27 protein-coding genes and 1 pseudogene are annotated in these 23819 nt (G+C 44.6%); 10 read left to right on the top strand and 18 right to left on the bottom strand.

The features are described 5' to 3' along the window. Positions 1–3: 3 nt before the first annotated feature. From FD975_RS02075 to FD975_RS10450, 5 genes and pseudogenes are all read right to left on the bottom strand, one after another. Positions 4–1350 carry an efflux RND transporter periplasmic adaptor subunit gene (locus FD975_RS02075; protein WP_215302689.1) on the bottom strand — a complete coding sequence of 449 codons (1347 nt, stop codon included), beginning with the start codon at positions 1348–1350 and terminating at the stop codon, positions 4–6. Further along, complete coding sequence (locus FD975_RS02070) at positions 1347–2612, bottom strand: TolC family protein (RefSeq protein WP_215302687.1); 1266 nt, start codon at positions 2610–2612, stop codon at positions 1347–1349. The genes FD975_RS02075 and FD975_RS02070 overlap by 4 nt, the downstream gene beginning before the upstream one ends. A 315-nt stretch (positions 2613–2927) precedes the next feature. Next, positions 2928–3260: a hypothetical protein gene (locus FD975_RS02065; RefSeq protein ID WP_215302685.1), complete on the bottom strand. Its 333-nt coding sequence runs from the start codon at positions 3258–3260 to the stop codon at positions 2928–2930. Positions 3261–3417: 157 nt separating this feature from the next. After that, entirely contained in the window at positions 3418–3927 is a 510-nt protein-coding gene (locus FD975_RS10455; protein WP_251371440.1) for a universal stress protein, read from the bottom strand. A 93-nt stretch (positions 3928–4020) separates the two neighbouring features. Then, positions 4021–4689, bottom strand: a pseudogene (locus tag FD975_RS10450) (TerC family protein); the annotation flags it as partial. 118 nt (positions 4690–4807) lie between these two features. On the opposite strand from FD975_RS10450, the gene FD975_RS02055 reads away from it, so the two are divergent. Genes FD975_RS02055 through FD975_RS02045 form a run of 3 tightly spaced genes read left to right on the top strand, consistent with a single transcriptional unit; the run spans position 4808 to position 7527 of the window. After that, positions 4808–5680: a LysR family transcriptional regulator gene (locus tag FD975_RS02055; protein WP_215303768.1), complete on the top strand. Its 873-nt coding sequence runs from the start codon at positions 4808–4810 to the stop codon at positions 5678–5680. A 3-nt stretch (positions 5681–5683) separates the two neighbouring features. Then, the gene (locus tag FD975_RS02050; protein WP_215302681.1) at positions 5684–6652 is read left to right on the top strand and encodes a sodium-dependent bicarbonate transport family permease; all 969 of its coding nucleotides are present in this window, start codon (positions 5684–5686) and stop codon (positions 6650–6652) included. 32 nt (positions 6653–6684) lie between these two features. Beyond that, positions 6685–7527, top strand: a complete 843-nt coding sequence (locus FD975_RS02045) for a DUF6671 family protein (RefSeq protein ID WP_215302679.1) — start codon at positions 6685–6687, stop codon at positions 7525–7527. Positions 7528–7550: 23 nt separating this feature from the next. Here the strand turns inward: FD975_RS02045 and FD975_RS02040 are convergent, their stop codons facing one another. The 4 genes from FD975_RS02040 to FD975_RS02025 all read right to left on the bottom strand — a co-directional run bounded on the left by FD975_RS02040 (position 7551) and on the right by FD975_RS02025 (position 10230). Beyond that, complete coding sequence (locus FD975_RS02040) at positions 7551–8114, bottom strand: phasin family protein (RefSeq protein ID WP_215302677.1); 564 nt, start codon at positions 8112–8114, stop codon at positions 7551–7553. 137 nt (positions 8115–8251) lie between these two features. Further along, a complete protein-coding gene (locus FD975_RS02035) occupies positions 8252–9070 on the bottom strand; it encodes a peptidylprolyl isomerase (protein ID WP_215302675.1) in 819 nt (272 codons plus the stop codon). Between the two features lie 49 nt (positions 9071–9119). Next, positions 9120–9437: a hypothetical protein gene (locus FD975_RS02030; protein ID WP_215302673.1), complete on the bottom strand. Its 318-nt coding sequence runs from the start codon at positions 9435–9437 to the stop codon at positions 9120–9122. 19 nt (positions 9438–9456) lie between these two features. Beyond that, a complete protein-coding gene (locus FD975_RS02025; protein WP_215302671.1) occupies positions 9457–10230 on the bottom strand; it encodes a sulfite exporter TauE/SafE family protein in 774 nt (257 codons plus the stop codon). Between the two features lie 111 nt (positions 10231–10341). Between FD975_RS02025 and FD975_RS02020 the strand changes: the two genes are divergently transcribed. From FD975_RS02020 to FD975_RS02010, 3 genes are read left to right on the top strand one after another with little or no spacing between them, the layout of a single operon-like run. Then, entirely contained in the window at positions 10342–10872 is a 531-nt protein-coding gene (locus FD975_RS02020) for a GNAT family N-acetyltransferase (protein ID WP_215302669.1), read from the top strand. A gap of 11 nt (positions 10873–10883) precedes the next feature. Beyond that, complete coding sequence (locus FD975_RS02015; protein ID WP_215302667.1) at positions 10884–11426, top strand: isochorismatase family protein; 543 nt, start codon at positions 10884–10886, stop codon at positions 11424–11426. 58 nt (positions 11427–11484) lie between these two features. Further along, a complete protein-coding gene (locus FD975_RS02010) occupies positions 11485–11703 on the top strand; it encodes a hypothetical protein (RefSeq protein ID WP_215302665.1) in 219 nt (72 codons plus the stop codon). A gap of 6 nt (positions 11704–11709) precedes the next feature. Here the strand turns inward: FD975_RS02010 and FD975_RS02005 are convergent, their stop codons facing one another. After that, positions 11710–12021: a 4a-hydroxytetrahydrobiopterin dehydratase gene (locus tag FD975_RS02005; RefSeq protein ID WP_251371377.1), complete on the bottom strand. Its 312-nt coding sequence runs from the start codon at positions 12019–12021 to the stop codon at positions 11710–11712. After that, positions 12005–12739 (bottom strand): pseudouridine synthase, encoded by a 735-nt coding sequence (locus tag FD975_RS02000; protein ID WP_215302663.1) that lies wholly within the window; start codon positions 12737–12739, stop codon positions 12005–12007. The genes FD975_RS02005 and FD975_RS02000 overlap by 17 nt, the downstream gene beginning before the upstream one ends. Before the next feature lie 101 nt (positions 12740–12840). Here FD975_RS02000 and FD975_RS01995 point away from each other — a divergent pair, with 101 nt between their 5' ends. Next, on the top strand, positions 12841–13380 hold the full coding sequence (locus FD975_RS01995; protein ID WP_215302661.1) for a DUF2889 domain-containing protein: 540 nt from the start codon (positions 12841–12843) through the stop codon (positions 13378–13380). Positions 13381–13386: 6 nt separating this feature from the next. On the opposite strand, the gene FD975_RS01990 is transcribed toward FD975_RS01995, so the two are convergent. Then, positions 13387–14157, bottom strand: a complete 771-nt coding sequence (locus FD975_RS01990) for an SDR family oxidoreductase (RefSeq protein ID WP_215302659.1) — start codon at positions 14155–14157, stop codon at positions 13387–13389. Positions 14158–14278: 121 nt separating this feature from the next. On the opposite strand from FD975_RS01990, the gene FD975_RS01985 reads away from it, so the two are divergent. Further along, positions 14279–15043: a hypothetical protein gene (locus FD975_RS01985; protein ID WP_251371376.1), complete on the top strand. Its 765-nt coding sequence runs from the start codon at positions 14279–14281 to the stop codon at positions 15041–15043. Between the two features lie 22 nt (positions 15044–15065). Here the strand turns inward: FD975_RS01985 and FD975_RS01980 are convergent, their stop codons facing one another. The 4 genes from FD975_RS01980 to msrP are packed head-to-tail and all read right to left on the bottom strand — an operon-like array spanning position 15066 to position 18168. After that, positions 15066–16004: an MBL fold metallo-hydrolase gene (locus tag FD975_RS01980; protein WP_251371375.1), complete on the bottom strand. Its 939-nt coding sequence runs from the start codon at positions 16002–16004 to the stop codon at positions 15066–15068. 1 nt (position 16005) lies between these two features. Beyond that, on the bottom strand, positions 16006–16581 hold the full coding sequence (locus tag FD975_RS01975) for a lipocalin family protein (protein WP_251371374.1): 576 nt from the start codon (positions 16579–16581) through the stop codon (positions 16006–16008). Between the two features lie 13 nt (positions 16582–16594). Beyond that, positions 16595–17182, bottom strand: coding sequence for a sulfite oxidase heme-binding subunit YedZ (locus FD975_RS01970; RefSeq protein ID WP_215302658.1), 588 nt, complete (start codon positions 17180–17182; stop codon positions 16595–16597). A 23-nt stretch (positions 17183–17205) separates the two neighbouring features. Then, positions 17206–18168: a protein-methionine-sulfoxide reductase catalytic subunit MsrP gene (gene msrP, locus FD975_RS01965; RefSeq protein ID WP_215302656.1), complete on the bottom strand. Its 963-nt coding sequence runs from the start codon at positions 18166–18168 to the stop codon at positions 17206–17208. A gap of 165 nt (positions 18169–18333) precedes the next feature. Here msrP and FD975_RS01960 point away from each other — a divergent pair, with 165 nt between their 5' ends. Then, positions 18334–18981, top strand: coding sequence for an energy-coupling factor ABC transporter permease (locus FD975_RS01960; RefSeq protein WP_215302654.1), 648 nt, complete (start codon positions 18334–18336; stop codon positions 18979–18981). 119 nt (positions 18982–19100) lie between these two features. Here FD975_RS01960 and FD975_RS01955 read toward each other — a convergent pair whose 3' ends face one another. After that, the gene (locus FD975_RS01955) at positions 19101–21338 is read right to left on the bottom strand and encodes an NADP-dependent isocitrate dehydrogenase (RefSeq protein ID WP_215302652.1); all 2238 of its coding nucleotides are present in this window, start codon (positions 21336–21338) and stop codon (positions 19101–19103) included. A gap of 251 nt (positions 21339–21589) precedes the next feature. Here FD975_RS01955 and FD975_RS01950 point away from each other — a divergent pair, with 251 nt between their 5' ends. Further along, complete coding sequence (locus FD975_RS01950) at positions 21590–22786, top strand: MFS transporter (protein WP_215302650.1); 1197 nt, start codon at positions 21590–21592, stop codon at positions 22784–22786. Here FD975_RS01950 and FD975_RS01945 read toward each other — a convergent pair. After that, positions 22769–23785: a DUF6352 family protein gene (locus FD975_RS01945; protein ID WP_215302649.1), complete on the bottom strand. Its 1017-nt coding sequence runs from the start codon at positions 23783–23785 to the stop codon at positions 22769–22771. The genes FD975_RS01950 and FD975_RS01945 overlap by 18 nt on opposite strands. Positions 23786–23819 lie beyond the last annotated feature (34 nt).

Here is a 23819-nt window from a genome sequence, read left to right as displayed (position 1 = left end):
AGCTTAACCACCGCTCAACTGTTTTTTACGTTCAGAATTTAAATGGAAGGCACCATTGACTGCGATATTTTGCCCCTCTTTTAGACCCGAGATCACCGGACGATATCCCCTGCCTTCAGGACCAAGCTTCACAGCTATCATCCTAAATATTTCATCATCCTCTTTAACAAATACATAATCTTTATTATCTTCACGAATGATTGCACTAGTAGGTACTAGCAATTTTTTAGTCGGCTGACTTTCAATCATCATGGTTGCTAACATTCCAGGCTTAATCAAACCATCTTTGTTAGGCACTTCCATTCGCACTACTACTGTACGAGTTTGGGTGTTGACAACGGAATCGACGTGAGCAACAACACCCTCAATCTCTGCATTACGCAAAGCTGGAATGATCAATCTAATCTTCTGACCCTTGTGAATTAAATAAGAGTTACTTTCTGGGATTTCAGAGACTGCCCATAAGGTATTTAAATCAGCCACTGTAAATAAAGCATCAGCAGGCTGCACCACCTGACCCTTATTGATCTTTCTCTCCACAATCTCACCAGGAATACTGGCGATCACGTTATTCGTAGATTCAATCACGCCGGACCTTGCCAAGCGATCGATACTAGGCTGATCCATACCTTGAACACGCAATTGATCATTTGCTGCACGATATTCAGCCTTGGCGCTACTTGCCTCAGCCTCTCGCTTTTGCAACTCAGCCAAAGCGATCACATCTTCTTTATATAAAATCCTAGCTCGATTAGCTGCCTGATCAGCCAATTGACTTGCGCTCTTTGCTTTCAGAAAAGATAGTTGGGATTGCGTTAATTCAGTAGAGGTGATTTTGGCCAAAATATCGCCCTGCTTCACCTTTTGACCTGGAATAGCTAGTATCTCCGATACTCGGCCTGTCACATTCGCACCGATACGGGATAAAAACATCTCATTAAAATCCACTCGACCAGAAGCGCGTAACTCTTCAACAAACGAACCGGTGTAAACCTCTCCCTCAGTAATCATATTATGTAGATCTTCATTCACGATCACTACATTGGGATCTTGAACAGACTTGACGGTCGGACTGCGATCAAACACATTGAAGTAATTTAGGATAATCAGAAATAGACAAAACCAAGGAAAGTAATAGAGTCCTTTTTGCGTCCAGGGAGGGGCTTTATCGTACCGCTGAGCCACACGAGGCAAGTGAGTACTAAACCACTCATGGGTCAATAGATATAAATCATTTTGGGCTTTAATGACAACAGCAAGCCATTCATTTGCATAGACTTTTGCAATTGCCATATAGCGGGAGTAAAACTCCTTTAACTTAGCCGTGATTTCCGTGAACTCTTGCTTCATTGCATTCCACTCTCAATTTTTGCAATCCACTCCGGGGTTGCTCTTAAACGCTGAATCTCGGTAACGACTGAGGCCAAATCAAAGCGAGCCTTGATCAAATCATTACGAGCCACTCTAAATGTTCTTTGTGCATCTAAATACTCCAGCATGCCGCGCTCACCGTAACGATAAGAAACCTCAGCAATCCGCCGCGCGCTCGATGCTAGCTTAACGACATCTTCATCCAGAATTTTTACCTGATAACTGGTCATCTGGTAGAGCTTATATGCCGTCTCCAATTGCTGATCGAGGTTTTGGCTTTGGGCATTCAGTTGATTCTTAGCCTTAGATGCATTGGCTTCTGCTTCCGCAATCTGACCACCCTTGAAGTCCCAAATAGGAATGCTCACCACCAAGCCATACAGACGATCAGTAAAATTTGGGTCGTTATATTGCTGCGCCTTAATCGATAGTTTTGGCAAGCGAGAGTTCTGCTCAAAGCTCAACTTAGATTCAGTTGCTTCGACCTCAGCTTTTGCCCGCTGCAACTCGGGACTTTGCGCGTGCAACTCACTTAGCAAGATTGGCAAAGTAGGCAAAGGTTCTATCTTGAGACCTTGAGAAACAACCTCGAAGTCTGCTGGCAAGTTATGTCCAACTACTTGCCTCAATTGACCCTTAGCCTGCTCTACTCTCAACTTACTAGATTCAGTATTAATTTGCGCATTCAGAAATTCTGTTTGTGCACGAATTAATTCGAATCGGGCAGTCTCACCAACGTCATAACGAATTTGCATACGATCGCGAATTTGCTTAGTTAACCCCAAATCTTCTTCGGCTGCTTTTAACTCTGCTTCGCGACGCATCAACTCATAGAAACGTTGTTGCACCCTGGAAATCATTTCAATTTCAAAGGCAACACGAGTTGCCTCGGCAGCTCGCAAATTAGCCTCGGCTGTATTCACACGAGGATAGCGGGTATAAGGCATATCTAGCGGCTGGGTCACTGACCAGGATGACACATTGCCCGTAGTCAGCGGTCCAGTTACTGATCTTTGTTGTCCTGTATTTAGCTCGAACTCTGGATTTGGAATTGCGCGAGCGGAAGAGAGTTGCCCTCTGATTACCTTGGATTGATCGCGTGCCGCCAGCACTTGAGGGCTCGACTCTAGCGCGATACCAATCAATTCATTTAGAGAAAGTGGCTTTTGAGCTTGTGCACTCACTCCGCCTGCAAACAAGATACAGACTGCAAATATCAATGCAGTTACTAATCGATTCATTGCGACTATTTTAATGAATAAACAAGATCTCTCATTATCTCGCCTTATTAAATTGAAAATATGTGGAATTCCCCAAATAAGGGACTTGGGCACGATTTTGAGCGTATAAATCAACGATCGGGGTTGCGAATTCAAAAGATAACCATTTATGAAAATTAAAATGGTCTTGCCTTGATATTGATCCACCTTTATACCGGACCCTAAGGCCGAATTGACGATATATAGGACTCAGAGGACTGAGCAGGCTACTCCCCACATGTAAGTAGTCTATTAGATCATACTTGTGGGGAATCAATCGAATTGGGAGTGAATTACTCATATATAGAGGTGTTTTGAAAATCGTCCATATTGCTGGCTTTTATGAAGGGTTCTCTGAACCAGCTTATAGATTTTCTTAAGGCACATCTCCAGCGCGGTCCGCTGATCCTTGGCCGCCATGCTCACTTCGATTTGATGATGGTCAAATGTCTCCAAGCTAATCACGCAGTATTGATTGCAAGTGGTCTTTGACGATGCAACTGCGCTGTATTGAATCTTAATTTTTCGGACCATCCAATAAAGTCGCTTCAACGAGAATTTCACACGATTCTCTGTGAAAGTTTTTAATTCTGGCTCAAGGCCATCCCTAGTGTCTAAGATTACATTCATTAACATCCTCCTCTACTTAACACTGGGCCAGAATAGATCAGTCTTTATTCTTAATAAAGAAGAATTTAATTGATTTAAATTCAGTATTTATCTGAATATTTAAAGATAAAAAAATGCCCTCAAAACGAGGGCATAAAAGAGAACAGCCGGATTAAAACTAATCGATCACCACAGCCATTAGCGCGGTTGCAGCACCAGCACCAAGGGCAGGAATACCCCATCGCTCAAGCGCTGGTAATGAACTGCCAGTTACTACCTCTACCGGAATATCACTGATCTCTAGTAGTTTGGCGGTTGTAGAGTTCTCAAACAAACGGCTCAAAGAGTTTTTCTTTGAAGTACCAATCACAATACGACTACATTCAAGTCGCGTAGCCTCATCACGAATAGCGCTACCTTTATCACCACAGGCGTAGCTAAAGGAAAAATTCAGGCCATGCTTTTCAAGATAAGCTGATGCCGAGGCTGCAGCCAGAGTTGCACGCTCAGCATGCCACTCATTAATCGTTTGCTTACTCAAGTATTTGCCGATGTGACGATATAAGGTAGGCTGTACGTTGCACAAGTAAAAACGTGCATTCGAATCCTGGCCATAAGTCTTCACAGCATGCTTCACTGCCAAATCTGAATTTTTTGAACCATCCACAGGAATTAAAATTTTATTCATTTTGTTTTCTCCAAAATTAGGGGGCTGCTCTTGTAACACCATACTTGCAGACTCCGGAACTACAACCGAAGGAGCAATCACACCTTCAAGCGCACGTCTACTTCTAATAAAACCACTTGCTAATACACCTAGTACAACAGCAACTTGAATCACGTATTCCAAAGCCGAGCTTTGGGAAGCTAACCATTCCTTAGAGATTGGCTCAGAAATCATCATTTTTGCCGCCGTCCATGCGAGGACACCAGCACCCAAATAGGTCACAGAAGGGTAGCGCTCGACGAGTTTAAGTATTTGAGTCGATCCCCAGATCACTACAGGAATGCTAATCAACAAGCCAAGCACAACTAATACATAACTACCGTGAGACGCACCAGCCACAGCGAGAACGTTGTCTAACCCCATAATGGCATCCGCAACCACAATGGTTTTCATTGCGCCCCAAAAGGTTGTAGAGGCTTGGCCATGCTCATCACTCTCTTGCTCAGGATTGAGTAAACGATATGCAATCCATACCAGCAGTAATCCACCAATCAACATTAGTCCAGGGATCTTAAGTAGATATACGACCACTAGTGTCATAGCGCTTCTGACAGCAATGGCACCTACGGCACCCCAAATAATCGCCTTTTTCTGAAGATGTGCTGGCAAGTTTCTGGCAGCCATCGCAATAACAATAGCGTTATCACCTGCAAGCACCAGATCAATCACAATAATTGCCAGCAATGCCGAAAAAAATTCCGGGCTAAATAGTTCCAATTTCATCTCCTCATTTAATTACCCATGAATTCCATGGATTTCGATAGGGTTAATGTAGGCTGATTTGCCATTAGTAAAAAGCAGAGATATATTGACATTAATTTCGGAAAAAACTGACAATCAAATGCTCTATAACTACCGACACCTTTACTACTTCTGGGTAGTAGCCAAAGAAGGCAGCATGTCTAAGGCTGCCGAGCGTCTCAATATTGCAATTCAGACAATCAGCGCCCAGGTACATGAATTAGAAAAATCACTCGGTTATCTGCTCTTCAAACCAGCTGGACGGGGTATCACCTTAACTGAATCTGGATATGCAGCCCTGGAAATTGCTGATCAAATTTTTCTCCTTGGCGAGCGACTGCCGGAAGCAGTCAGAGAGGCTGCCACTTCACCTAAAACTAAAATAACGGTTGGCATATCCGATGGACTACCAAAGCTAGTAACCAGACAGCTACTTGAACCAATTCTGGAAAAAAACGATGTGCAGCTGATTGCGCATGAAGGAGAATTTGAAGACCTCTTAGCTGATCTTGCCCTACATAGGTTAGATATTGTGCTTGCGGATAGACCTGCACCGATTAATAAAAATCTGCATGTCTATAGCGAAGAGTTAATGAAGTCATCGATTGCCTGGTTTGGCCCCAAGAAGCTACTCAAGCAATCCAAAAAATCTTTTCCTGCATGTCTGAATGATCTGCCCATACTATTACCAACCTCGCATTCAAAGGTTAGGTACCTGATCGATCAATGGTTCGTACAAAATAGTATCAACCCAAATATTGCAGGCGAGTTTGAGGATAGCGCTCTACTAAAGACCTTTGCAGCGAGTGGCTTAGGAATCTTCCCAGCCGGCGAAAGCATCAAAAAGGATTTAAAAGAAACCTACCATATTGAAATGATTGGCAAGTGTGAAGATATCTACGAGTATTTTTACGCCATTCGCTCGGAGAAGAAAATTCAGCATCCGTTAGTAGAAGCAATTATTAGGCGCTAAGCAATGGCAAGTTTTTTAGATCCAGCAATCCTCTTTTTTATATTTGGCGCATTTGCTGGCGCCGTTAAATCGAACCTAGAAATTCCACAGCCGATTGCTCGATTTCTATCGCTCTACTTATTAATGGCACTGGGTCTCAAGGGCGGCTTTGCTCTACATAAGTCCGGATTTACGGTAGAGATTGCCCTGTCTCTTGGTCTTGCCGTGTTCCTGGCCGTCCTGATTCCTATCATCGGCTATCAGATTCTGAGAACTAAATTAAACGCATTTGATGCAGCAGCAGTTGCCGCAACTTATGGCTCTGTCAGTGCGGTTACCTTCATTACAGCCACTCAATACCTAGACCAATTCAATATTAGTTATGGGGGGCATATGGCAGCTGCGATGGCGCTCATGGAGTCTCCAGCTATTATTTTGGCAATTGTTTTAGCAAACAAAGCTCGGGTTGCGCATGCAGCTCAGCACCAAAACAAGCCTGAGCAAACTGGTATCTCAAAAATATTGCATGAATCCTTTACTGATGGCGCACAACTCCTCCTTTTAGGGTCGATGGTGGTTGGCTTAGTAAGCGGTGATGCCGGTCAAAAGTTAATGGCACCATTTTCAATTGATCTCTTTAAGGGAATGCTCGCATTTTTTCTGCTGGATATGGGCCTCATGGCGGCTCGGAGTATTAAAGGCCTCAAAGGCAAGCCACCTATTACCCTCCTTTACGCAATTGCCTCTCCACTCTCACATGCTCTCATTGCATTGGCATTCTGCAAACTGATTGGCCTGCCACTTGGTAATAGTATTTTGCTAATGGTTTTAGCATCCAGCGCTTCTTATATTGCCGTGCCCGCAGTTCTGCGTCATGCGTTACCTGAAGTCAATCCAGGCCTGTATATGGGAATGTCACTCGGCATCACATTCCCATTCAATATTATTTTGGGCATTCCTCTGTATGCCATGATTGCCAAACTAGTGATTTAGTTAGCACATGAGCTCTATTTAGAGATATTCCGATGAATATGTATTTCAATAGAACAGCTAGCGTTTTAACCAAGCATGGCAAAGAGCTTGTGCTTAATGAAATCCTCAAGCCCAGCACTGGACTTCAGATAAAACACACCGATGCTTACGATACAGATTTACTAGGGACATTTACCCTCGAAGCGCCTAGATACGGCAGCCAACTAGATGCTGCACGCAAGAAGGCTCAAATTGGTATGAAGCTAGTTGGCACTGATCTTGGTTTAGCAAATGAAGGGGCCTTTGTTGCCGACCCATATACCGGGATGCTGCCATGGAATCAGGAATTAATAATCCTCATCGACGAAGCACTCCAATTAGAAATTACTGGGTTCTACAGCGGTCCCGCTCAAAATGCTCATGCCTATGTCACTCGCTGGGAGGAATTAGAAAAGTTTTCTCACGCAGCACTTTTTCCATCCCATCATCTCGTGATAAAACCAACAGATGAATATCACCCTCAATCCATAAAAAATATTAGCGACATCAAGCAACTCAAGCATGCTTTTGAATGGGCCTCAGCACACTCATCAAAAGGAATTGTTTATGTTGAAAATGACCTTAGAGCCTTTGCCAACCCAACCCGAATGGAGGGTATTCGGCAAGCGGCGATAGATCTTGCAAAAAAGATGAATTCCTTATGCCCAGAATGCCAAACTCCAGGCTACTGGGTTAAGGAGATTCAGCGAGGATTGCCTTGCAATGCATGCGGCATGCCGACCAACCAGGAGATTGCAAAAATATGGGGATGCCTTAAGTGCGAATATCAAAACTCAGAAGGGATGAAAATAATTCAATTTGCCAACCCCTCTTTGTGCAAGCACTGCAACCCATAGTTCGCCCGTTAAAGCATATAGACTTATTTGTTTTTCGGCTTTTGTTTTGCAGCGCTACTCTGTGTAGCTGAAAACTGACTCATATTTTCCACGCTCTTCTCAAAACCCACAAAGGAGTCTGCCATTGCCGCGCGGATCAACTCAAAATTCTGAAGTGCATTGCTAAATGAGGTTTTGAATACAGAGGTGTATGGCTCAGTTCCTGCGGGAGCATTTTGAGTAGCTTCATTCACAAAATGAATTAAGTCATGCTGAGAGTCTTTAATCATTGACTCGGCAATTTTTGCTAGCTCTTTATTTCCACTAGCCAACGCTTGAAAAAGTTGAGCCTGATAGTCGGCCACTTCTTTTGCAGCATCTTGCAAGACTTCGGCATGGACATAATCAAATACCGCCTTTGGATCTTGTGTTTTCATCAGCTCAGCAACTTTGGTTTGTAATCGAGTAGAAAGCTCTTGCGCAGCCCTCTGATTTAACTGAGCAATTTCCTGAGCACTAGTCAGCGCTGCCTGTCCAACTGCTTGCGCAGCCTTCATGCCTTTAGCCTGACTTGCCATCGCGCCTAAATCAAATGGATTCTTACTCATTTATGACCCCTTATTTAATCGGTGATGATTTAATCTACTCCCGAATGACTGGTATGGAGATAGAGAAATACCACTAGAGGGGATGGTAGAAATACAAAAGAGCGCCCTGAGGCGCCCTTTTTAATAGCCAAGTTTATTTAGCGTACGACGATATTCGCTCCCTGACGCAATTGGGACAAGAACTCAAATTGCTTCTTCTGCGTTAAGCCGTTGCGAATAGCTGCTTTAGCCTGCTCAAAAGTTGGCGGCTTGCTGGATTTTTTATCTTCCAATTTAATTAAATACCAGCCTTGTGGCATCTGAATTGGCGCAGGTGAAACCTGACCTTTAGTGAGAGTTACGAGAACACTAGCAATTTGTGGCAAGGTCTGACCTGCTTGTACCCAGCCTACAGCCCCGCCTTGAACTTTATTAGGTGCGAGCGAAACACTCTTAGCCACTTTATCGAAAGACTCGCCTTTTTTAATTCTAACTAGGGCAGCTTGTGCATCAGCTTCAGTAGCAACAGCAATATCACTGACCTTATATTCAATGATCATGCCTTGAGGGCCTAGCGAGGCAATCTCACGGCTGTACTCTGCTTGCACATCAACATCAGTTACTGGATTTTTTGAAATATAAGTAGACAACTCTAAGTCGGCTAAGTAATTTTGACGAATGAGGGCCAGTTGACTATTGGCTCTATCAGAATTAGCAAGGCCATCTTTCTCAGCCTGCTGGGAAAGAAGAGAAATCTCAATCATCTTTCCCAAAACTGCCTTGCGAAGTTCTGGAGAATCCTTTTGACCTTGAGATAAGGAAGCTTGGATCCCTTGCTCAACAGCATCGTTAGAAATGATCACCCCGTTAACGGAGGCAGCGGCATTAATCGGCAATGCGTCTTGAGAACAGGCGACAGAAGCAAAACCTAATGCCATTACAGCACTAATAAAAAAACGGATGGAGTACGGTTTCATAAAGAACTCTTTTCTAAAATATTGAAGCAATCTTAACAGCTAGGATTGACTAGAAGGTAAAGGTAGCGGGGATTGGCTCAAACGGAGCGGCTGACTCGGCCCCCTGTGCTTCTGCCTGCTCTTCGCCATCTGGATTTTTAATATAGCGAGAATCAAATGGCACACTCGGCTTCTGATTGACCGGCGGCCTCTCCAGATACACTGGGCCAGCAGGAGTCTCCATCGGTGCTATGGCTTGATTATTAAACTCTTGTATTTGCGCAGGACTATAAGGTGAAAAAGTTTGTGCGATTGAAGTGATTGGGATAGCAAAAATGAAGGCAATTCTAATCGGCAGAATCGCTTTTACTTGTATAAAGTTATTCATAAACCTTTCTTGTTTTGACTTAGGCGAGTAAGCCATCTGCGATTAATTTAATACTTGCCACCAATAGAAAAAATTGGACGACGATGTAGTACCACTTAGCTGAAATCTTTTCGGCTAAATAAAATCCTAAATAGACACCTACTGGCACTAAAGGCAAGAGTAGGATTGAAGTAGCTAATTGATTGAAATTGAGTAAATCGAGATGAGCATACGGTAGTAACTTACCAAAATTAATCACCGTGAAAAAAATACCCAGGGTTGAGGTGTACACCATAGGTGCGACTTTCTCTCTCAGCATATAGATTGTGATGGGAGGGCCACCGATGTGGGCAATAAATGAAGTGAATCCGGAAACTCCCCCCATTAATCTTCCAAGCCATGGGAATGGTTTAGCTTCTTGCAATTTTAAACGTGACATCACTAAGCTCTGAATTAAAAATAGCAAGGTAAAGATACCAATCGAGAGCGAGAGAATTTTGGGGGTAATGACAGAGAAAAAGAGATAGCCCAACAGCATGCCAAATGCAGCAGGTAGAAGAACTAACTTTAAGATTCGCCAATCGGCATTTTTCAAAAATCTCCTCAAGCCCACCAAATCAATCGCAATTAACAGAGGCAATAAGATTGCCAAGGCTTCATGGATACTGGACTGACTCGCCATTAGCGGCAATGACAACACTCCCAAGCCCGCACCAAAGCCGCTTTTAGAGATGCCCACAATGATGACACTGATAGCAGCAAATACAAAAAAGGCTACAGAGTGGTCATTAAAGGCCTGAGCCAAAGAAATCATGAGGGAATTGCCATATGGGATAGGTGTGAGATTCTATTTTAGAGCTAAAAGACTGTAGTTTCTTGCATAAAAAGGTATCCTGAAGAATCAAGTCTCGACTACCTCCAGCTTATGAAGACAGCAATCTCATTCCCCAACAAGACTTATACGCTTGACAGCGGTGAACACTACCTGATTCGCCCCATCCATTCAGATGACCGGGACCGAATCATTGAGCTATTCAACCATCTCTCACCAGAGAGTCGTTACTTAAGATTTGCCCACGCAATCTCTAAGCTTCCAGATGCCTTTCTGGATGACATTTTGCGACTGGACTACGCAAAAGAAATGGCTCTAGTCGCAGTCATTCGAAATAAACAAGGTGATGAAGAAATTATTGGCATTTCACGTTATGTGACTCCACCCAATAACAATGTTTGCGAGTTCTCTCTGAGCGTAAGTGATCACTATGCGGCACATGGAATTGGTACGCATTTGATGCTTGACCTAATCGCATATGCAAAAGAAAATCAATTACAAGAAATGCTTGGATATGTCTTGAGTAAGAACTTAAAAATGTTGCACCTGGTTTCTGAGTTAGGTTTTGAAGTTACTAAGCTTGATGATGATCCCGACTTTAAAACTGTCAGCCTTCTACTGTGAGCCCAATAATCATGAGAACCTCCAATCAAATTCATTCAGAGTCATCCATCCTCATCCTGATTGATTTACAGGGTCGTCTCATGCCCGCAATTAATCAAGGTGAGTCGGTATTAAATCAATGCATCCGGATTGCCAAGATTGCTCAACTTCTCGGGATTCCAATCATTGGCACAGAGCAAAGCCCAAAGAGCCTTGGAAGCAATATTGAATCCATTAAGTCTTTTTGTAGCCAAACAATCAGCAAAGAGCATTTCAATGCCTGCGCAGATGGCCTCGCAGCAGCCATTCCCACCAATCGCCAGCAATGCATTCTGATGGGATGCGAGGCCCATGTGTGCTTAATGCAAACCGCACTGAAATTAATCGATGAGGGTTATGACGTATCCATAGTGGTGGATGGGGTTGGCTCACGCCGAGCACTCGATAAACAAATCGCTCTTGATCGACTGAGTGCTGCTGGAGCCAGACTGATTACTGGAGAGATGCTGGGATTTGAGTGGCTAAAGAGTGCTCAAAATCCAGCCTTCAAAGAAGCTCTTGCCCTATTGAAATAATAGCGCTGGGCTAGCGAGACTTTATTTGCTATTCTGCAGCATCACTTAAAGGATTCTTATGACGAACGACACTCAAACCCAAAACGACGAAGATTTTGACTATGGGTGCGAATGCGCCATGACACTCTTAAATGAGCCCACAGAAGATTGTCTAAACGACCTGATTGATGAGCTCGATGAAGATGGCATGATTGCCACTGAGGTTGTTTATGGTCTATTGGCAACCATCCTCATGAGTATTACTTCGGAAGATGAAGAGGATGAAGAAGTTCAGTAAGAGGAACTAAGCCTGAACTTGCAAAGCATATCGATCCATGGCACTTGCCATGGCGATATCGAGTTCAGTCAAAGCTTTCATCGAATGGGTGCTTAAGCGCACTGATACTCGGTTCCAAGAGTTAGACCAATCTGGATGATGATCTAACTCCTCCGCCTTATTAGCACTTAGAGTCATAAACTCAAATGCCGCCTTGAAATCCCGAAATACAAATACTCGCTCTAGCTCTTGAGTAGCTAAATTAAGCTGCCAATCGGGCACAACTTTTGCAAAGTCAAAATCATTTGCTAGGAGTTTAGGTTTAGACAATGGGAGCATCCACACTCTTAGATAGCATCTGTAAATCTTCTGGATAAAGCCAACGCCACTCACCTTCCTTCAAATCGGCAGGCATACGGTATTGCCCGATTTCAGTACGATGCAGCTTAGCAACATGATTACCTACAGCAGCCATCATTCTTTTGACTTGATGGTAGCGGCCCTCAACTATAGTCATAGCTAAAACATTTTCACTTAGCTGTTTGCAAGCCGTCGCAAAACAGGGTTTTGGGTCATCATCCAGCACAACGCCACTTAATAAGTGATCCATCTGTTTTTGAGTAATAGGCTCAGGGGTAGTAATCTCATAGACCTTACCAATATTTTTCTTTGGCGTAGTCATCTTATGAATAAACTGGCCGTCATCCGAAATCAAAATAAGGCCAGTAGTATCAAAGTCTAAGCGGCCGACACACTGTAATCCTCGCTCTACAAATGGCTTTGGTAACAAACTGTAGACGCTGGGGTGATGCGTAGTTTTATGAGAGCACTCATAGTTTGGGGGCTTATTAAAAGCGATATAGGCTTTTTCATGAAACTCCCAATCTTTGCCTTCCACGTTCAGCATCAAACCCTCAGTCGCAATGCGCTCCTCTGGATCTTCCGCCAATACACCATTAACTTTCACTAGCTCGGCATAGACTAAATCGCTGCAATAGCGCCTAGTGCCAAATCCTTGGCTAAATAATATTTTTTCGAGAGAAATTGGTTTTGCCATGTCATGCCGAGAATACTACAAAGTAGGCTGACTCTGCGACCATGATATGTAGCCATTATGATGGATGCATACCATCTCTTAGCCTCTTACTTATTGTCGCCATGCTATCAACTCCAGCAAGCAGAAATCCACTCCATACCCGTGAAATTACTTTCCAAGGCTATGCCCGAGAGGATGGCTTATGGGACATAGAGGCCCATCTACGAGACTTTAAATTTCACCCCTTCACTACCGGCGGGAAAACCTGGGAGCCAGGTCAGGCATTTCATGACATGTGGGTTCGTATTACCGTGAATACGGAATTGGTAATACTAGCAATTGAGGTGTCCATGGACAGCCATCCGCATCCAGAATGTCCTCAGGCAATCCCTCCAATGGATGCGCTGATTGGCGCGCGCCTTGGTAAAGGTTGGCGCAAAACTATTAATGAACATCTTGGAGGAATTAAGGGCTGTACACACCTACGAGAGCTTCTCAGCAATATCGCTACCGCTGCCTTTCAATCAATTCCTGGAGCCCTCTTTGATCCGGATGACAACAAGCCACCGCTATATTTGGGAACTTGTAAATCTTGGGACTTTGACGGACCAGTAGTAATGCGCGTTTATCCCAAGTTTTACAAATGGAAACCTACAGTCTAGATTGCTTTAAAACTCACCGCGGTGAACGCTGAAAGCATTAAAAGCTTGCTGTACTGGCATCATCTCTACCAAATTAATATTGATATGGCTTGGTAAGCTTGCAGACCAATAAATTGCCTCTGCCACATCATCCGCACTTAATGCCTTAACGCCACTGTAGACCTTACCCGCTTTATCGTCATCGCCCTTAAAGCGCACATTTGAAAACTCTGTGCCCGAACTCATGCCAGGCTCAATACAGGTAACACGGACTGGCGTACCAAGCAAATCTGCCCTCAGGTTCAAACTAAATTGCTGCACAAATGCTTTAGTTCCACCATATACATTGCCGCCCGGGTAGGGATAGCTTGCAGCGACCGAGCCTAAATTGATGATGTGGCCAGATTTACGCTCCACCATTCCAGGCAAGAAAGCACGCGTCATATGCACCAGCCCCTTAATATTGGTATCAATCATTCGATCCCAGTCTGAGAGAAATGCTTGATGCGCCGGCTCCAAACCTAAAGCCAATCCAGCGTTATTCACCAGTACTGTTACCGCAGCAAAGTCTGCCGGCAATGTTGCGGCAAGACCATCAACCTGTTCGCTGTCACAAACATCCACAGCCAATGTGAGTAATTTTTTTTGCTGCTCTAGAGGAAGGGATGCTTTTAAAGCTTCCAAGCGCTCTGCCCTTCTGCCTGCAGCAATTACTTTATGACCATTAGCGAGAAAACGCCTCGCAGTTGCCTCTCCAAAACCAGCAGTAGCGCCAGTTACCAAAACGGTATGTTCCATAATTTCCTACTTATTTTTTGTAATTGACTGATTCATTTATATTACTGCGTATATGGCATTGTTGCGGATTTTCACCCACACCCTGACTTCATTGATTCTGCTGGGATTAATGGGAGGGGTTTTGGCTGATGAAAGCAAGTTCTCGGGGGGCTTTCTTAACCTAGAAAAAGCATCTGACCAGTACTCAAGTCAGCGGGTTCTGGAATTTTGGGGCTACCACAACGCCTTTGGAGAGCAAACTCAAAGTGATACCTTGAAGTTGCGCTATTACCAACCCCTCCAGTTTGATCGCTGGCGAGGCACTATGCGACTCGATACCTCCTACGTTTCAACTTATGGACCTACCCTTTCAGAACAATCATCTGGCACCTATATCGCTGGCAATACGATGCTGACCGTCTGGGGAAATCACCCTAGTATTTTGAAAAATTGGGAAGGCACACTGGGAGGTCGAGTAATTTTTCCGTTTGGTAATAATGGGCAATGGGCAGTTGGTCCTCAGATCGGCACGGTGTACGTGCCTACCAAAGATAGTAGCTCGCGCCTCTCCGACTTTTCACCGCTTCTACGATATATGTATGGCTTTGATAGCAAAGGCAATTCATTGGCCAATAATCCCAATCAGCCGCCCCTAGCCCGTAATCTCAATATTTTTCCAACGCTTGGGTTTAATGTCTTTCCCAATACTCAAATTCGACTGTGGGATGAAAACGGGATCGTCTGGAATACGGGTGGGGGTGGTGGCTGGTTTGTTCCACTCGATGCCATGGTGACCCATCGCCTCAATAAACATTTTTTGTTTGCAGTGGGAGCCAGCAAACAAGTAGTTGAAAGCTACTCTGTTTACGACTGGTCTTTTTACGGAAAGCTATCGTTTAATTTCTAAGGTTTAATTTCTGAGCGGCACTTCAGTCAAGATTAACTAAGCAGTCTTTCTCAATGATTGCAGCTTTTGATTTTACTAAAGCCTGTATCAACCAATCTTCAAAATCCCCACTACAGAGATTCATTTGCTTACGAATACTTTCTAGTGCTGGCGTACCTGCAATCCAGCTCTTGACTGCTGACATCTCTTTACTTCGCCACTCCAACAACTTGTACTTGAGCAGCACCTTAGCGCCGTGACGAGCATTACGATCAGTATCACCTGAAAGATAGTCAAGCCGAGATTTTGCGGTAGCGATTGACTTCTTTACATCAGTAAACGGTTTTCCATGTCCCGGAATCACCAAGGCAACTGGAAGCTCTTCAATTAGCTCTAATGTCTGCGCCACCCCTTCAAAGCCACTTTCACCCCAGAGCTCAGGGAAGATGACTCCAAAACCCTCTTCCCAAAGGGCATCGGCAGAGATCAAGATTTGATGTTGCTCTTGATAGAGCATGATTGAATGATTGTCATGACCAGGAGCCGCAAGAATCTGCCAGCGATAAGGACCCAAGTTAATCTCTTTGCCAGCTACGAGTTGATCGCAGTGAGAAAAGCGCGGGCAATCTTGCCCCAATTGCGCAAAACTGAGTAAATCTTCATCCCAATCTTGCACAGCGATTACCTCAGCTTCTGGTATCCAGATCTCGCAATCAAACTCTTTTAATAGTCCCGCATTGCCACCACAATGATCTGAGTGCAGATGTGTATTAACTAATTTATTGAGGCCACTTAAGTTGTGCCGCTTGAGTGCATTAGAAACCAAATCCACTGTCATTTGCTGATGCGTGCAGTAACCGCTATCAACCAAGGAAACATCATCTTCACCAAATAAAAAAATATTATTGGCTGATAACCAACCACGCTCGAAGATTTCAATTCCGGGCGGGAGCAAATAATTGCCAATTCGCTTTTCAGACACCTTAATTTTTCTGGGAAGTGAGCTCGAGCTTTTGAATGTCAAATTGTTGTTGCTTTAAGCGCTGCAATAAATCAGCATAGACTTTCGGATCGAGCTGTGGTGTTCTAGACAAAACCCAAAGGTATTCTCTTCTCGGATCACTTACAGCAGCCACCTGATATTGAGCATCCAAATCAATCACCCAGTAATCACCCCAGACCATAGGTAGAAATGAAAGCCACTCAGGAGCAAAACGCACCTCTAACTTTGGCGAATCCTTCGCACCAATTTGGCGAGCTAAACCCTCCGCTTCTGAAGTCTCTCCGCTTGCAGTTTTGCAGCTATTCAGTACCTGAAGATTGCCATCGGGTTTGGGGGAATATACAGCCTTGGTATTAGAAACGCATTTCTTCTGAAACCAATTTGGAAACTTCGCAATCTCGTACCAAGTGCCGAGATAACGAGGCACATCTAGAGTAGCTATGGTCTTTACAGTCTGATCAGCTTGCTGAGCATTAGCCTGAACAGATCCCAGACAAATCATCAGAAAGCCCAATATGGAAACGATTGAAACGCGAAGATTTAGAAACAGAGTCATGGGAGATTTGATATTAAGTGGTAAATTTCTTGCCTAGGAACTTGCGAATATAAGGAATCCTACAAGATAACAGTAATATCAAAACGATCGCATAAATTGTTACGGTATCAAGATCATTCTTACCTGCTTTATGCCACCAATAGTGAAGGATCACAGTACAGGCAATCAAATAAATCAGTCGATGCAGTTGGGTCCACCGACGGCCTAATTTTCTTTGAGCCCAATGGGTAGATGTCAGAGCTAGCGGAATTAATAGAACAAAGCTAATGAAGCCCATGGTGATAAATGGGCGCTTGACCACATCCTTGATCATTTCTACTAAATCAAAGTTCTGATCCAACCAAAGCCAAATCCCAAAATGCAGACAGCCATAGAAAAAACTAAATAGGCCCAACATTCTGCGATACCGAATCCATGCTGCTGCATTCGTTAGCAAACGCAATGGCGTCATCGCCAAGGTTAAACACAAGAAGACTAATGCCCACGTACCTGTCGAGCGGGTAATGAACTCAACTGGATTAGCACCCAAGCCATCATTAAAGCCCAGCCAAATAAGTCGCCCTAAGGGCAGTAGCGCCAACAGAAAAACAAATACCTTCATGAACACCAACTATCTCAGATCAATTAGTAGAATTTCTTCAAGTCCATGCCGGTATACATGCTGGCAACTTGATCACCATAACCATTAAACATTTGTGTTTTCATTTTAGGTGCAAAGGCCGCTTTAAAATCGCCAATTCGACGCTCAGTTGCTTGACTCCAACGAGGATGATCCACTAAAGGATTGACGTTGGAATAAAAGCCATACTCTCGCGCATCAAATTGACTCCAGCTGGTCTTAGGCATCTCTTCAGTCAAACGAATTTTGACAATCGACTTAGCGCTCTTAAAGCCATATTTCCAGGGCACGACAATGCGAACCGGAGCGCCATTTTGCTTGGGCAACACTTCACCATACAAACCAAATGTCAATAGCGTCAATGGGTTCATTGCCTCATCTAAACGCAAGCCTTCGCGATAGGGCCAATCAATGATTTGACTCCTTAAGCCAGGCATTTGTTTGCGATCTGCTAGAGAAATAAACTCAACAAACTTTGCTGAGCCCAAAGGCTGAACGTAATTTAGTAATTTAGAGAGCGAGTAACCATCCCAAGGAATCACCATCGACCAACCTTCAACACAGCGCATCCGATAAACACGCTCTTCCATTGGAGCAAGTTTTAGAAGAGCATCAATATCCAAAGTAACTGGTTTTTTAACTAAACCTTCAATCGTGACAGTCCATGGACGAGTCTGCAGGGAGCCCGCATTGGCAGCAGGATCCGATTTCTCGGTACCAAACTCGTAAAAATTGTTGTAGCCCGTAACATATTGATAGCCAGTAGTATCTTCCTTCACCGAAAGACTTGGATTTGGTGTTGCGATTAATTTTTGTGGGGTGCTTGCGAGAGCCTCGCGTGAGAACCAGGGCGCAAGTGCCAACCCAAAAGCTCCGGCAGCAGCGCTTTTAATCAAATCACGGCGTCCTTCAAAAACTGCCTTGGGGGTGATTTCTAAAGAAAGTTGCTTTTGGTCATTTGTATACATATCAATATCTCTTTGATGGATGTCAAACTGCATGGTGAATAAGGCTCATTCTCCTACGGTTGGCAATTTATTGCTCAGAACCGTGCTGGATAATAGGGTTTCATCCAATATCTGACCAGCTCATATGGAGTTCAAATAAGAATTTATTTACCCTGAAAGAGCGGTATGACCTGGATCCTAGTGGCATGTGCCATTTTCCTATTAGGCGTGTATCAAAGTCGCCAAGGGGTTCTTCTTCAACCCCGTCTTCGCAACCTCTTTTTGGTCTGCATTCTTCTGCTAGCTGTAGCCTGGAATATTCGCGCCCACCTACCCAATAGCAACCTCGATAACTTAATCGATCTATCCTTCCACTTTTTTGGAGCTTCATTACTAGTCGCATTATTTGGCTTCTGGAGTGCAATCACACTCCTCTTTTTCGTAGCCCTAGTTGGGGTCTTAAGCATCAGCGGTGACTTGGTAGAGTCCACTCAACACTATGTCATGGTGAGCGTCATTCCTGCAATCTTTGCTTACTGTGTCATCAAGGCGGTTGATCGACTACTACCCAAACATTTATTTATTCTGATTTTGGGGCATGGTTATTTGGCAGCTTTTCTAAGTACCTTTGCAACCGGCGTGTTGATATACGGGTTACAACAAGCATTCAATATCACCTCATTTGCTAGCAATGATCCGGTGGGCTGGTTTTTAGGCTTACTCATCCTGTCATTTATGGAGGGCTCACTCTCCGGTATGTTGCTGGCTATGTTGTTAATTTATAGGCCGCAATGGGTGAGTACCTACCAAGAAGATCAGTATCTGAATGCCTAGGATAATTAGTACGGCACTAGGCGTAAGGATCAAAAGAAGATCTGAGGGCAAGAAAAAAGGCAAACCCACTGGTTTGCCTTTTTCATTTTGCGAACTTCACCTAGTGAAGTAAAACAAGCTTAAGCTACTGCTGCCTTGCTCAAGATATCGTTCAATGTTGCACTTGGGCACATCACTGCTTTGAACTTGGCTTGATCAGGCATGAAGTAGCCGCCAATATCTGCTGGCTTACCTTGCACAGCCTTGAACTCAGCAACAATTTTTTGCTCGTTCTCAGCCAAGGCTTTTGCAATCGGAGTAAAGTGGGCTTGCAATTCTTTATCTTCGGTTTGCGCAGCTAAGGCTTGAGCCCAGTACATTGCCAAGTAGAACTGGCTACCGCGGTTATCCAACTCACCAGTGCGTGGAGATGGCGACTTATTGTTATCCAACAATGTGCCAGTTGCCTCATCTAAAGTACGGGCCAAGATCTTCACTTTTGGATTATTGGTCTTATCACCAATATCCTCCAAAGAAACAGCCAAGGCCAAGAACTCGCCCAAAGAGTCCCAACGCAAATGATTCTCTTCAACCAATTGTTGAACGTGCTTAGGAGCAGAACCACCTGCACCAGTTTCAAAGAGGCCTCCACCTGCCATCAAAGGCACGATAGACAACATCTTGGCGCTAGTGCCAAGCTCCATAATTGGGAACAAGTCAGTGAGGTAGTCACGCAAAATATTGCCTGTCACTGAAATCGTATCTTTACCGCGAATGATGCGCTCCAATGTATAGCGCATTGCGCGAGTCTGAGACATGATCTGAATATCCACACCAGTTAAGTCGTAATCTTTGAGATAGGTTTGAACCTTCTTGATCAACTCAGCTTCATGTGGACGGTACTCGTCTAACCAGAATACTGCTGGAGTATTTGATAAACGCGCACGGTTTACCGCCAACTTAACCCAGTCACGAATCGGCACATCTTTAACCTGACACATACGCCAGATATCGCCCTCTTCCACATTCTGCTCAAGCAATACTGTGCCGTCATCCGCAACAATGCGGGCAACACCAGCTTCGGCAATCTCAAAGGTCTTGTCGTGTGAGCCGTACTCCTCTGCCTGCTGAGCCATCAAGCCCACGTTTGGCACTGTGCCCATGGTTTTTGGATCAAAGTTACCGTGAGTCTTACAGAAGTTAATCATCTCTTGGTAGATACGGGCGAACGTACTTTCTGGAATCACTGCCTTCGTGTCATGCAAACGACCATCAGCACCCCACATCTTGCCACCAACACGAATCATCGCTGGCATCGATGCATCCACGATCACATCGCTTGGTGAATGGAGGTTGGTAATGCCTTTAGCAGAATCCACCATCGCCAATGCTGGGCGGTGCTCATGGCAAGCGTGCAAGTCTTGAATGATTTCTTCGCGCTTAGATTCTGGCAAGGTTTTGATCTTGTCATACAAACTGCTCATACCATTGTTTGGATTAACGCCTAACTCTTCAAACAACTTGCCGTGCTTTGCAAATGCATCTTTGTAGAAAATCTTTACAGCATGGCCAAACACGATTGGGTGCGATACCTTCATCATGGTTGCCTTCACGTGCAAGGACAACATCATGCCAGTCTTATAAGCATCTTCAATTTCTTTTTCGTAGAACTCGCAGAGCGCTTTCTTACTCATATACATGCTGTCAATAATTTCACCAGCCAGTAAAGAGACTTTTGGCTTGAGAACGATGGTCTTGCCACTCTTTGTGACCAAGTCCATCTTCACATCACATGCCTTAGTCATAGTCATTGACTTCTCGCCTGCGTAGAAATCGCCACCATGCATGTGGGATACGTGTGTACGGGAAGCCTGACTCCACTCACCCATGGAGTGTGGATTCTTGCGGGCATAACGTTTGACCGCATTTGGTGCGCGGCGATCAGAGTTACCTTCGCGCAATACTGGGTTTACTGCACTACCCAAACACTTAGAGTAACGAGTACGAATTGCTTTTTCAGCATCATCCTTAGGATCTTCTGGGAAATCAGGGATCTTATAACCCTTAGATTGCAATTCCTTGATAGCGGCGAGCAACTGAGGCACTGAAGCACTGATATTCGGCAGCTTGATGATGTTGGTATCCGGCAATAAAGTCATACGACCCAGCTCGGCTAAATTATCAGGCACTTTCTGCTCAGCACTTAAGCAATCAGAGAACTCTGCCAAGATACGTGCCGCAACAGAAATGTCGCTTTCTACAACCTGCACCCCAGCTGGCGCTGTAAAAGTACGCATGATTGGTAAAAATGCACAGGTCGCCAATAATGGCGCTTCGTCTGTCAGCGTGTAAATGATCTTTGATTTCTCTGAAGCCATTGATGTTTCCTCGATATGGATAAATATTAGGGCTCGGCCTTATACCGAACCACTCTCGCGTTCCATGCGCAACACTTCAGGCGCTTTTGGCTATCTTGGGTGATATTTCACGCACTGGACCGAGACGTCTATTTTAAATCATCGAACCCGGCTATTTAAGGGGATTTAGACCCCAAATTGGCCAAAGCGGGTCAATTTCAGGGAATCCAGCGAGCAAACCCGGCGGACACTTAGATCGTAAACTGTGGCGCATGACCAATAAGTACACTCTGCTCAACAAAAACCTCGTACTGCTAATTCTCTGCCAGGGCTTGTTTTTGACCAATAATGTGACTTTTATTGCCATTAATGGCCTGGTTGGACTTAGTCTGAGCCCCGTCGCTTGGATGGCTACCCTACCTGTCATGGGCTATGTTGTTGGTGGGGCCTTCTCTACCTCGATCGTCGCCAAAACTCAAAATTACTTTGGTCGGAAGATTTCTTTTCAGCTGGGCCTATTGGTAGCAGTCTTATCAGCCCTTCTTTGCGCCTATGCCGCCATTTCTAAGAATTTCTGGCTCTTGGTGCTGGGCACCTTTATTGCAGGCTATTACAGCGCTAATGGGCAACTCTATCGGTTTGCTGCTGCCGAGCTGACCGTTGTCAGCCAGAGAGATAAAGCGGTCTCTTGGGTGCTAGCCGGCGGAATCCTGGGCGCTGTCATTGGGCCTAATCTTGCGTCATGGACCAAGGATTTCTTTGATACTGCATTTTTAGGCGCATATCTCTCCCTTTCGATAGCTGGCTTGATTAGCATCATCGTGATGCAGTTCATCCACTTTCCAGAAGAATTCAAGACACGGCACTCGCTGTCCGATGGTAGAGATCTAAAGACTATTCTGATGCAGCCAGTCTTTATGGTTGCGGTGATTGGTGCCTCCCTGGGTTATGGCGTCATGAACCTCCTGATGGCAGCTACTCCGCTCGCTATGCAAATTTGTGGACTACCCTTCTCTGATACTGCTCTGGTTTTAGAGTGGCACGTGATCGGGATGTTTGCCCCCGGATTTTTTACTGGCTCACTCATTCAGCGCTTTGGCACCCTCAAAATCATGGGCGTTGGGGTCATCCTCAATTTCTTGTGCATAGCAATCGCACTATCTGGTACCGACTTACATCAATTCTTAATTGCGTTATTTTTATTGGGGGTTGGTTGGAACTTTTTATTTACGGGTTCGACCTCATTGGCGATGACAGCTTACCGCCCGGAAGAGCGTGACAAAGCTCAGGCGGCAATTAACTTCTTTGTATTTGGCACCATGGCCTTTACTTCTTTCGGCTCTGGCGCACTCATTACCTCGCAGGGCTGGAATATTTTGAACTGGGGCTCACTACTTCCAGTTGCCGTCACAGCAGGTGCTTTGATTTGGCTTAGCGCCAATCGCAAGAAACTAGGAAGCTTTAGCTAAGGGCAAATTGAAGAGCAGGTTTTGCGGTTTCAGCTTGAGTTGCTTTTCATCATTCATAGCAATCGCCATATAGACTGGTTTTCCAGCCTGCGATTGGGTAACAGCAGCCTCATCGATAAAGTCGAGGCGGAATAAACAGATCACTCTCTCAAGCTCATCCGGATCTACGGGCTCTTTTTTATACAGCTTATTGAGGATATCGGATGCAGCAGCATCGAGGCCAACATGCCAAGACCACTTTGGGTCAGTGATTTGCTGCATTGGGGTAATACGTACCTGAGCACCTAAAAAATGTTGTATCCATTTTTCAAGCACGCGGCAAAAGTGATTAATAGGTGGCTGCCCAAAATTCAGTTGAACCGCAAAGTCATGATCCTCGGATTTCTCCCAATAGAGATCAGCATTTTCTTCGTGCAGAACATCTAAGTCGATCGAGCGCATAGACATCGACTTACTCTTCAGGAGATCTAGAATATTGCCAGTCTCCCCTGCCTGTGCATTGCGAGTAACCACCTCATCATCTGCACCCATTACAACACCGTCCTCTAGCACAGTGATCTTCTGAGTCCGAAAGAAAATCTCGCCCATGCGAGCATCTAAGGGATGGCAATCTTGACCCAAGATATGGTGAATAAATATTTGCGCCAGCTGAGCAATAAATAGCGGTGGAACATCTACACCTTCACCTTTAAACAAACTCATATAGAAGTTTTCTAAAGAGCTAGCCGCCAATAATTTGGCTCGATATCTCAGCCAAACTTGATAGTTCACCTGAATATCAGGATCAGCCATCGCAGCAATTTCTTGATCAGAAATCACTGCACGCGGGCTCTCGCTTAAACGTTGATGCAGGCTTCGCTCTGCATCGCAGGATTCAGGAACGAGATTTAACTCTGGGCGCAGTAGGTAAGTACGCAGAAAATCATCCGTCACCAGTAATTGATTATCCGAGCCCACCGTCAGGGTTTGATAAGCGGAATGAGGCCAGAAGTGTGTCATGTGATTGTGCTCGAACAAAAAGATTACGCTCAGA

It is taken from the genome of Polynucleobacter sp. AP-Jannik-300A-C4 (genome assembly GCF_018688335.1).
In the GTDB taxonomy this organism is placed as follows: domain Bacteria; phylum Pseudomonadota; class Gammaproteobacteria; order Burkholderiales; family Burkholderiaceae; genus Polynucleobacter.
The sequence above is the reverse complement of the archived record's forward strand: the minus strand, read 5'-3'. Positions and strand labels throughout refer to the sequence as shown.

What these genes read in the sequence shown, in the direction of transcription:
- FD975_RS02040 (WP_215302677.1), bottom strand. Translation starts at nt 8,114, where the DNA reads ATGAGTAAGAATCCATTTGATTTAGGCGCGATGGCAAGTCAGGCTAAA.
- FD975_RS02005 (WP_251371377.1), bottom strand. Translation starts at nt 12,021, where the DNA reads ATGCTCCCATTGTCTAAACCTAAACTCCTAGCAAATGATTTTGACTTT.
- FD975_RS01995 (WP_215302661.1), top strand. Translation starts at nt 12,841, where the DNA reads ATGCTATCAACTCCAGCAAGCAGAAATCCACTCCATACCCGTGAAATT.
- FD975_RS02000 (WP_215302663.1), bottom strand. Translation starts at nt 12,739, where the DNA reads ATGGCAAAACCAATTTCTCTCGAAAAAATATTATTTAGCCAAGGATTT.
- FD975_RS02025 (WP_215302671.1), bottom strand. Translation starts at nt 10,230, where the DNA reads ATGATTTCTTTGGCTCAGGCCTTTAATGACCACTCTGTAGCCTTTTTT.
- FD975_RS02010 (WP_215302665.1), top strand. Translation starts at nt 11,485, where the DNA reads ATGACGAACGACACTCAAACCCAAAACGACGAAGATTTTGACTATGGG.
- FD975_RS01945 (WP_215302649.1), bottom strand. Translation starts at nt 23,785, where the DNA reads ATGACACACTTCTGGCCTCATTCCGCTTATCAAACCCTGACGGTGGGC.
- FD975_RS02070 (WP_215302687.1), bottom strand. Translation starts at nt 2,612, where the DNA reads ATGAATCGATTAGTAACTGCATTGATATTTGCAGTCTGTATCTTGTTT.
- FD975_RS01975 (WP_251371374.1), bottom strand. Translation starts at nt 16,581, where the DNA reads ATGACTCTGTTTCTAAATCTTCGCGTTTCAATCGTTTCCATATTGGGC.
- FD975_RS10455 (WP_251371440.1), bottom strand. Translation starts at nt 3,927, where the DNA reads ATGAATAAAATTTTAATTCCTGTGGATGGTTCAAAAAATTCAGATTTG.
- FD975_RS01970 (WP_215302658.1), bottom strand. Translation starts at nt 17,182, where the DNA reads ATGAAGGTATTTGTTTTTCTGTTGGCGCTACTGCCCTTAGGGCGACTT.
- FD975_RS01950 (WP_215302650.1), top strand. Translation starts at nt 21,590, where the DNA reads ATGACCAATAAGTACACTCTGCTCAACAAAAACCTCGTACTGCTAATT.
- msrP (WP_215302656.1), bottom strand. Translation starts at nt 18,168, where the DNA reads ATGTATACAAATGACCAAAAGCAACTTTCTTTAGAAATCACCCCCAAG.
- FD975_RS02055 (WP_215303768.1), top strand. Translation starts at nt 4,808, where the DNA reads ATGCTCTATAACTACCGACACCTTTACTACTTCTGGGTAGTAGCCAAA.
- FD975_RS02050 (WP_215302681.1), top strand. Translation starts at nt 5,684, where the DNA reads ATGGCAAGTTTTTTAGATCCAGCAATCCTCTTTTTTATATTTGGCGCA.
- FD975_RS02015 (WP_215302667.1), top strand. Translation starts at nt 10,884, where the DNA reads ATGAGAACCTCCAATCAAATTCATTCAGAGTCATCCATCCTCATCCTG.
- FD975_RS02030 (WP_215302673.1), bottom strand. Translation starts at nt 9,437, where the DNA reads ATGAATAACTTTATACAAGTAAAAGCGATTCTGCCGATTAGAATTGCC.
- FD975_RS02075 (WP_215302689.1), bottom strand. Translation starts at nt 1,350, where the DNA reads ATGAAGCAAGAGTTCACGGAAATCACGGCTAAGTTAAAGGAGTTTTAC.
- FD975_RS01955 (WP_215302652.1), bottom strand. Translation starts at nt 21,338, where the DNA reads ATGGCTTCAGAGAAATCAAAGATCATTTACACGCTGACAGACGAAGCG.
- FD975_RS02065 (WP_215302685.1), bottom strand. Translation starts at nt 3,260, where the DNA reads ATGAATGTAATCTTAGACACTAGGGATGGCCTTGAGCCAGAATTAAAA.
- FD975_RS02035 (WP_215302675.1), bottom strand. Translation starts at nt 9,070, where the DNA reads ATGAAACCGTACTCCATCCGTTTTTTTATTAGTGCTGTAATGGCATTA.
- FD975_RS01960 (WP_215302654.1), top strand. Translation starts at nt 18,334, where the DNA reads ATGACCTGGATCCTAGTGGCATGTGCCATTTTCCTATTAGGCGTGTAT.
- FD975_RS01990 (WP_215302659.1), bottom strand. Translation starts at nt 14,157, where the DNA reads ATGGAACATACCGTTTTGGTAACTGGCGCTACTGCTGGTTTTGGAGAG.
- FD975_RS02020 (WP_215302669.1), top strand. Translation starts at nt 10,342, where the DNA reads ATGAAGACAGCAATCTCATTCCCCAACAAGACTTATACGCTTGACAGC.
- FD975_RS02045 (WP_215302679.1), top strand. Translation starts at nt 6,685, where the DNA reads ATGAATATGTATTTCAATAGAACAGCTAGCGTTTTAACCAAGCATGGC.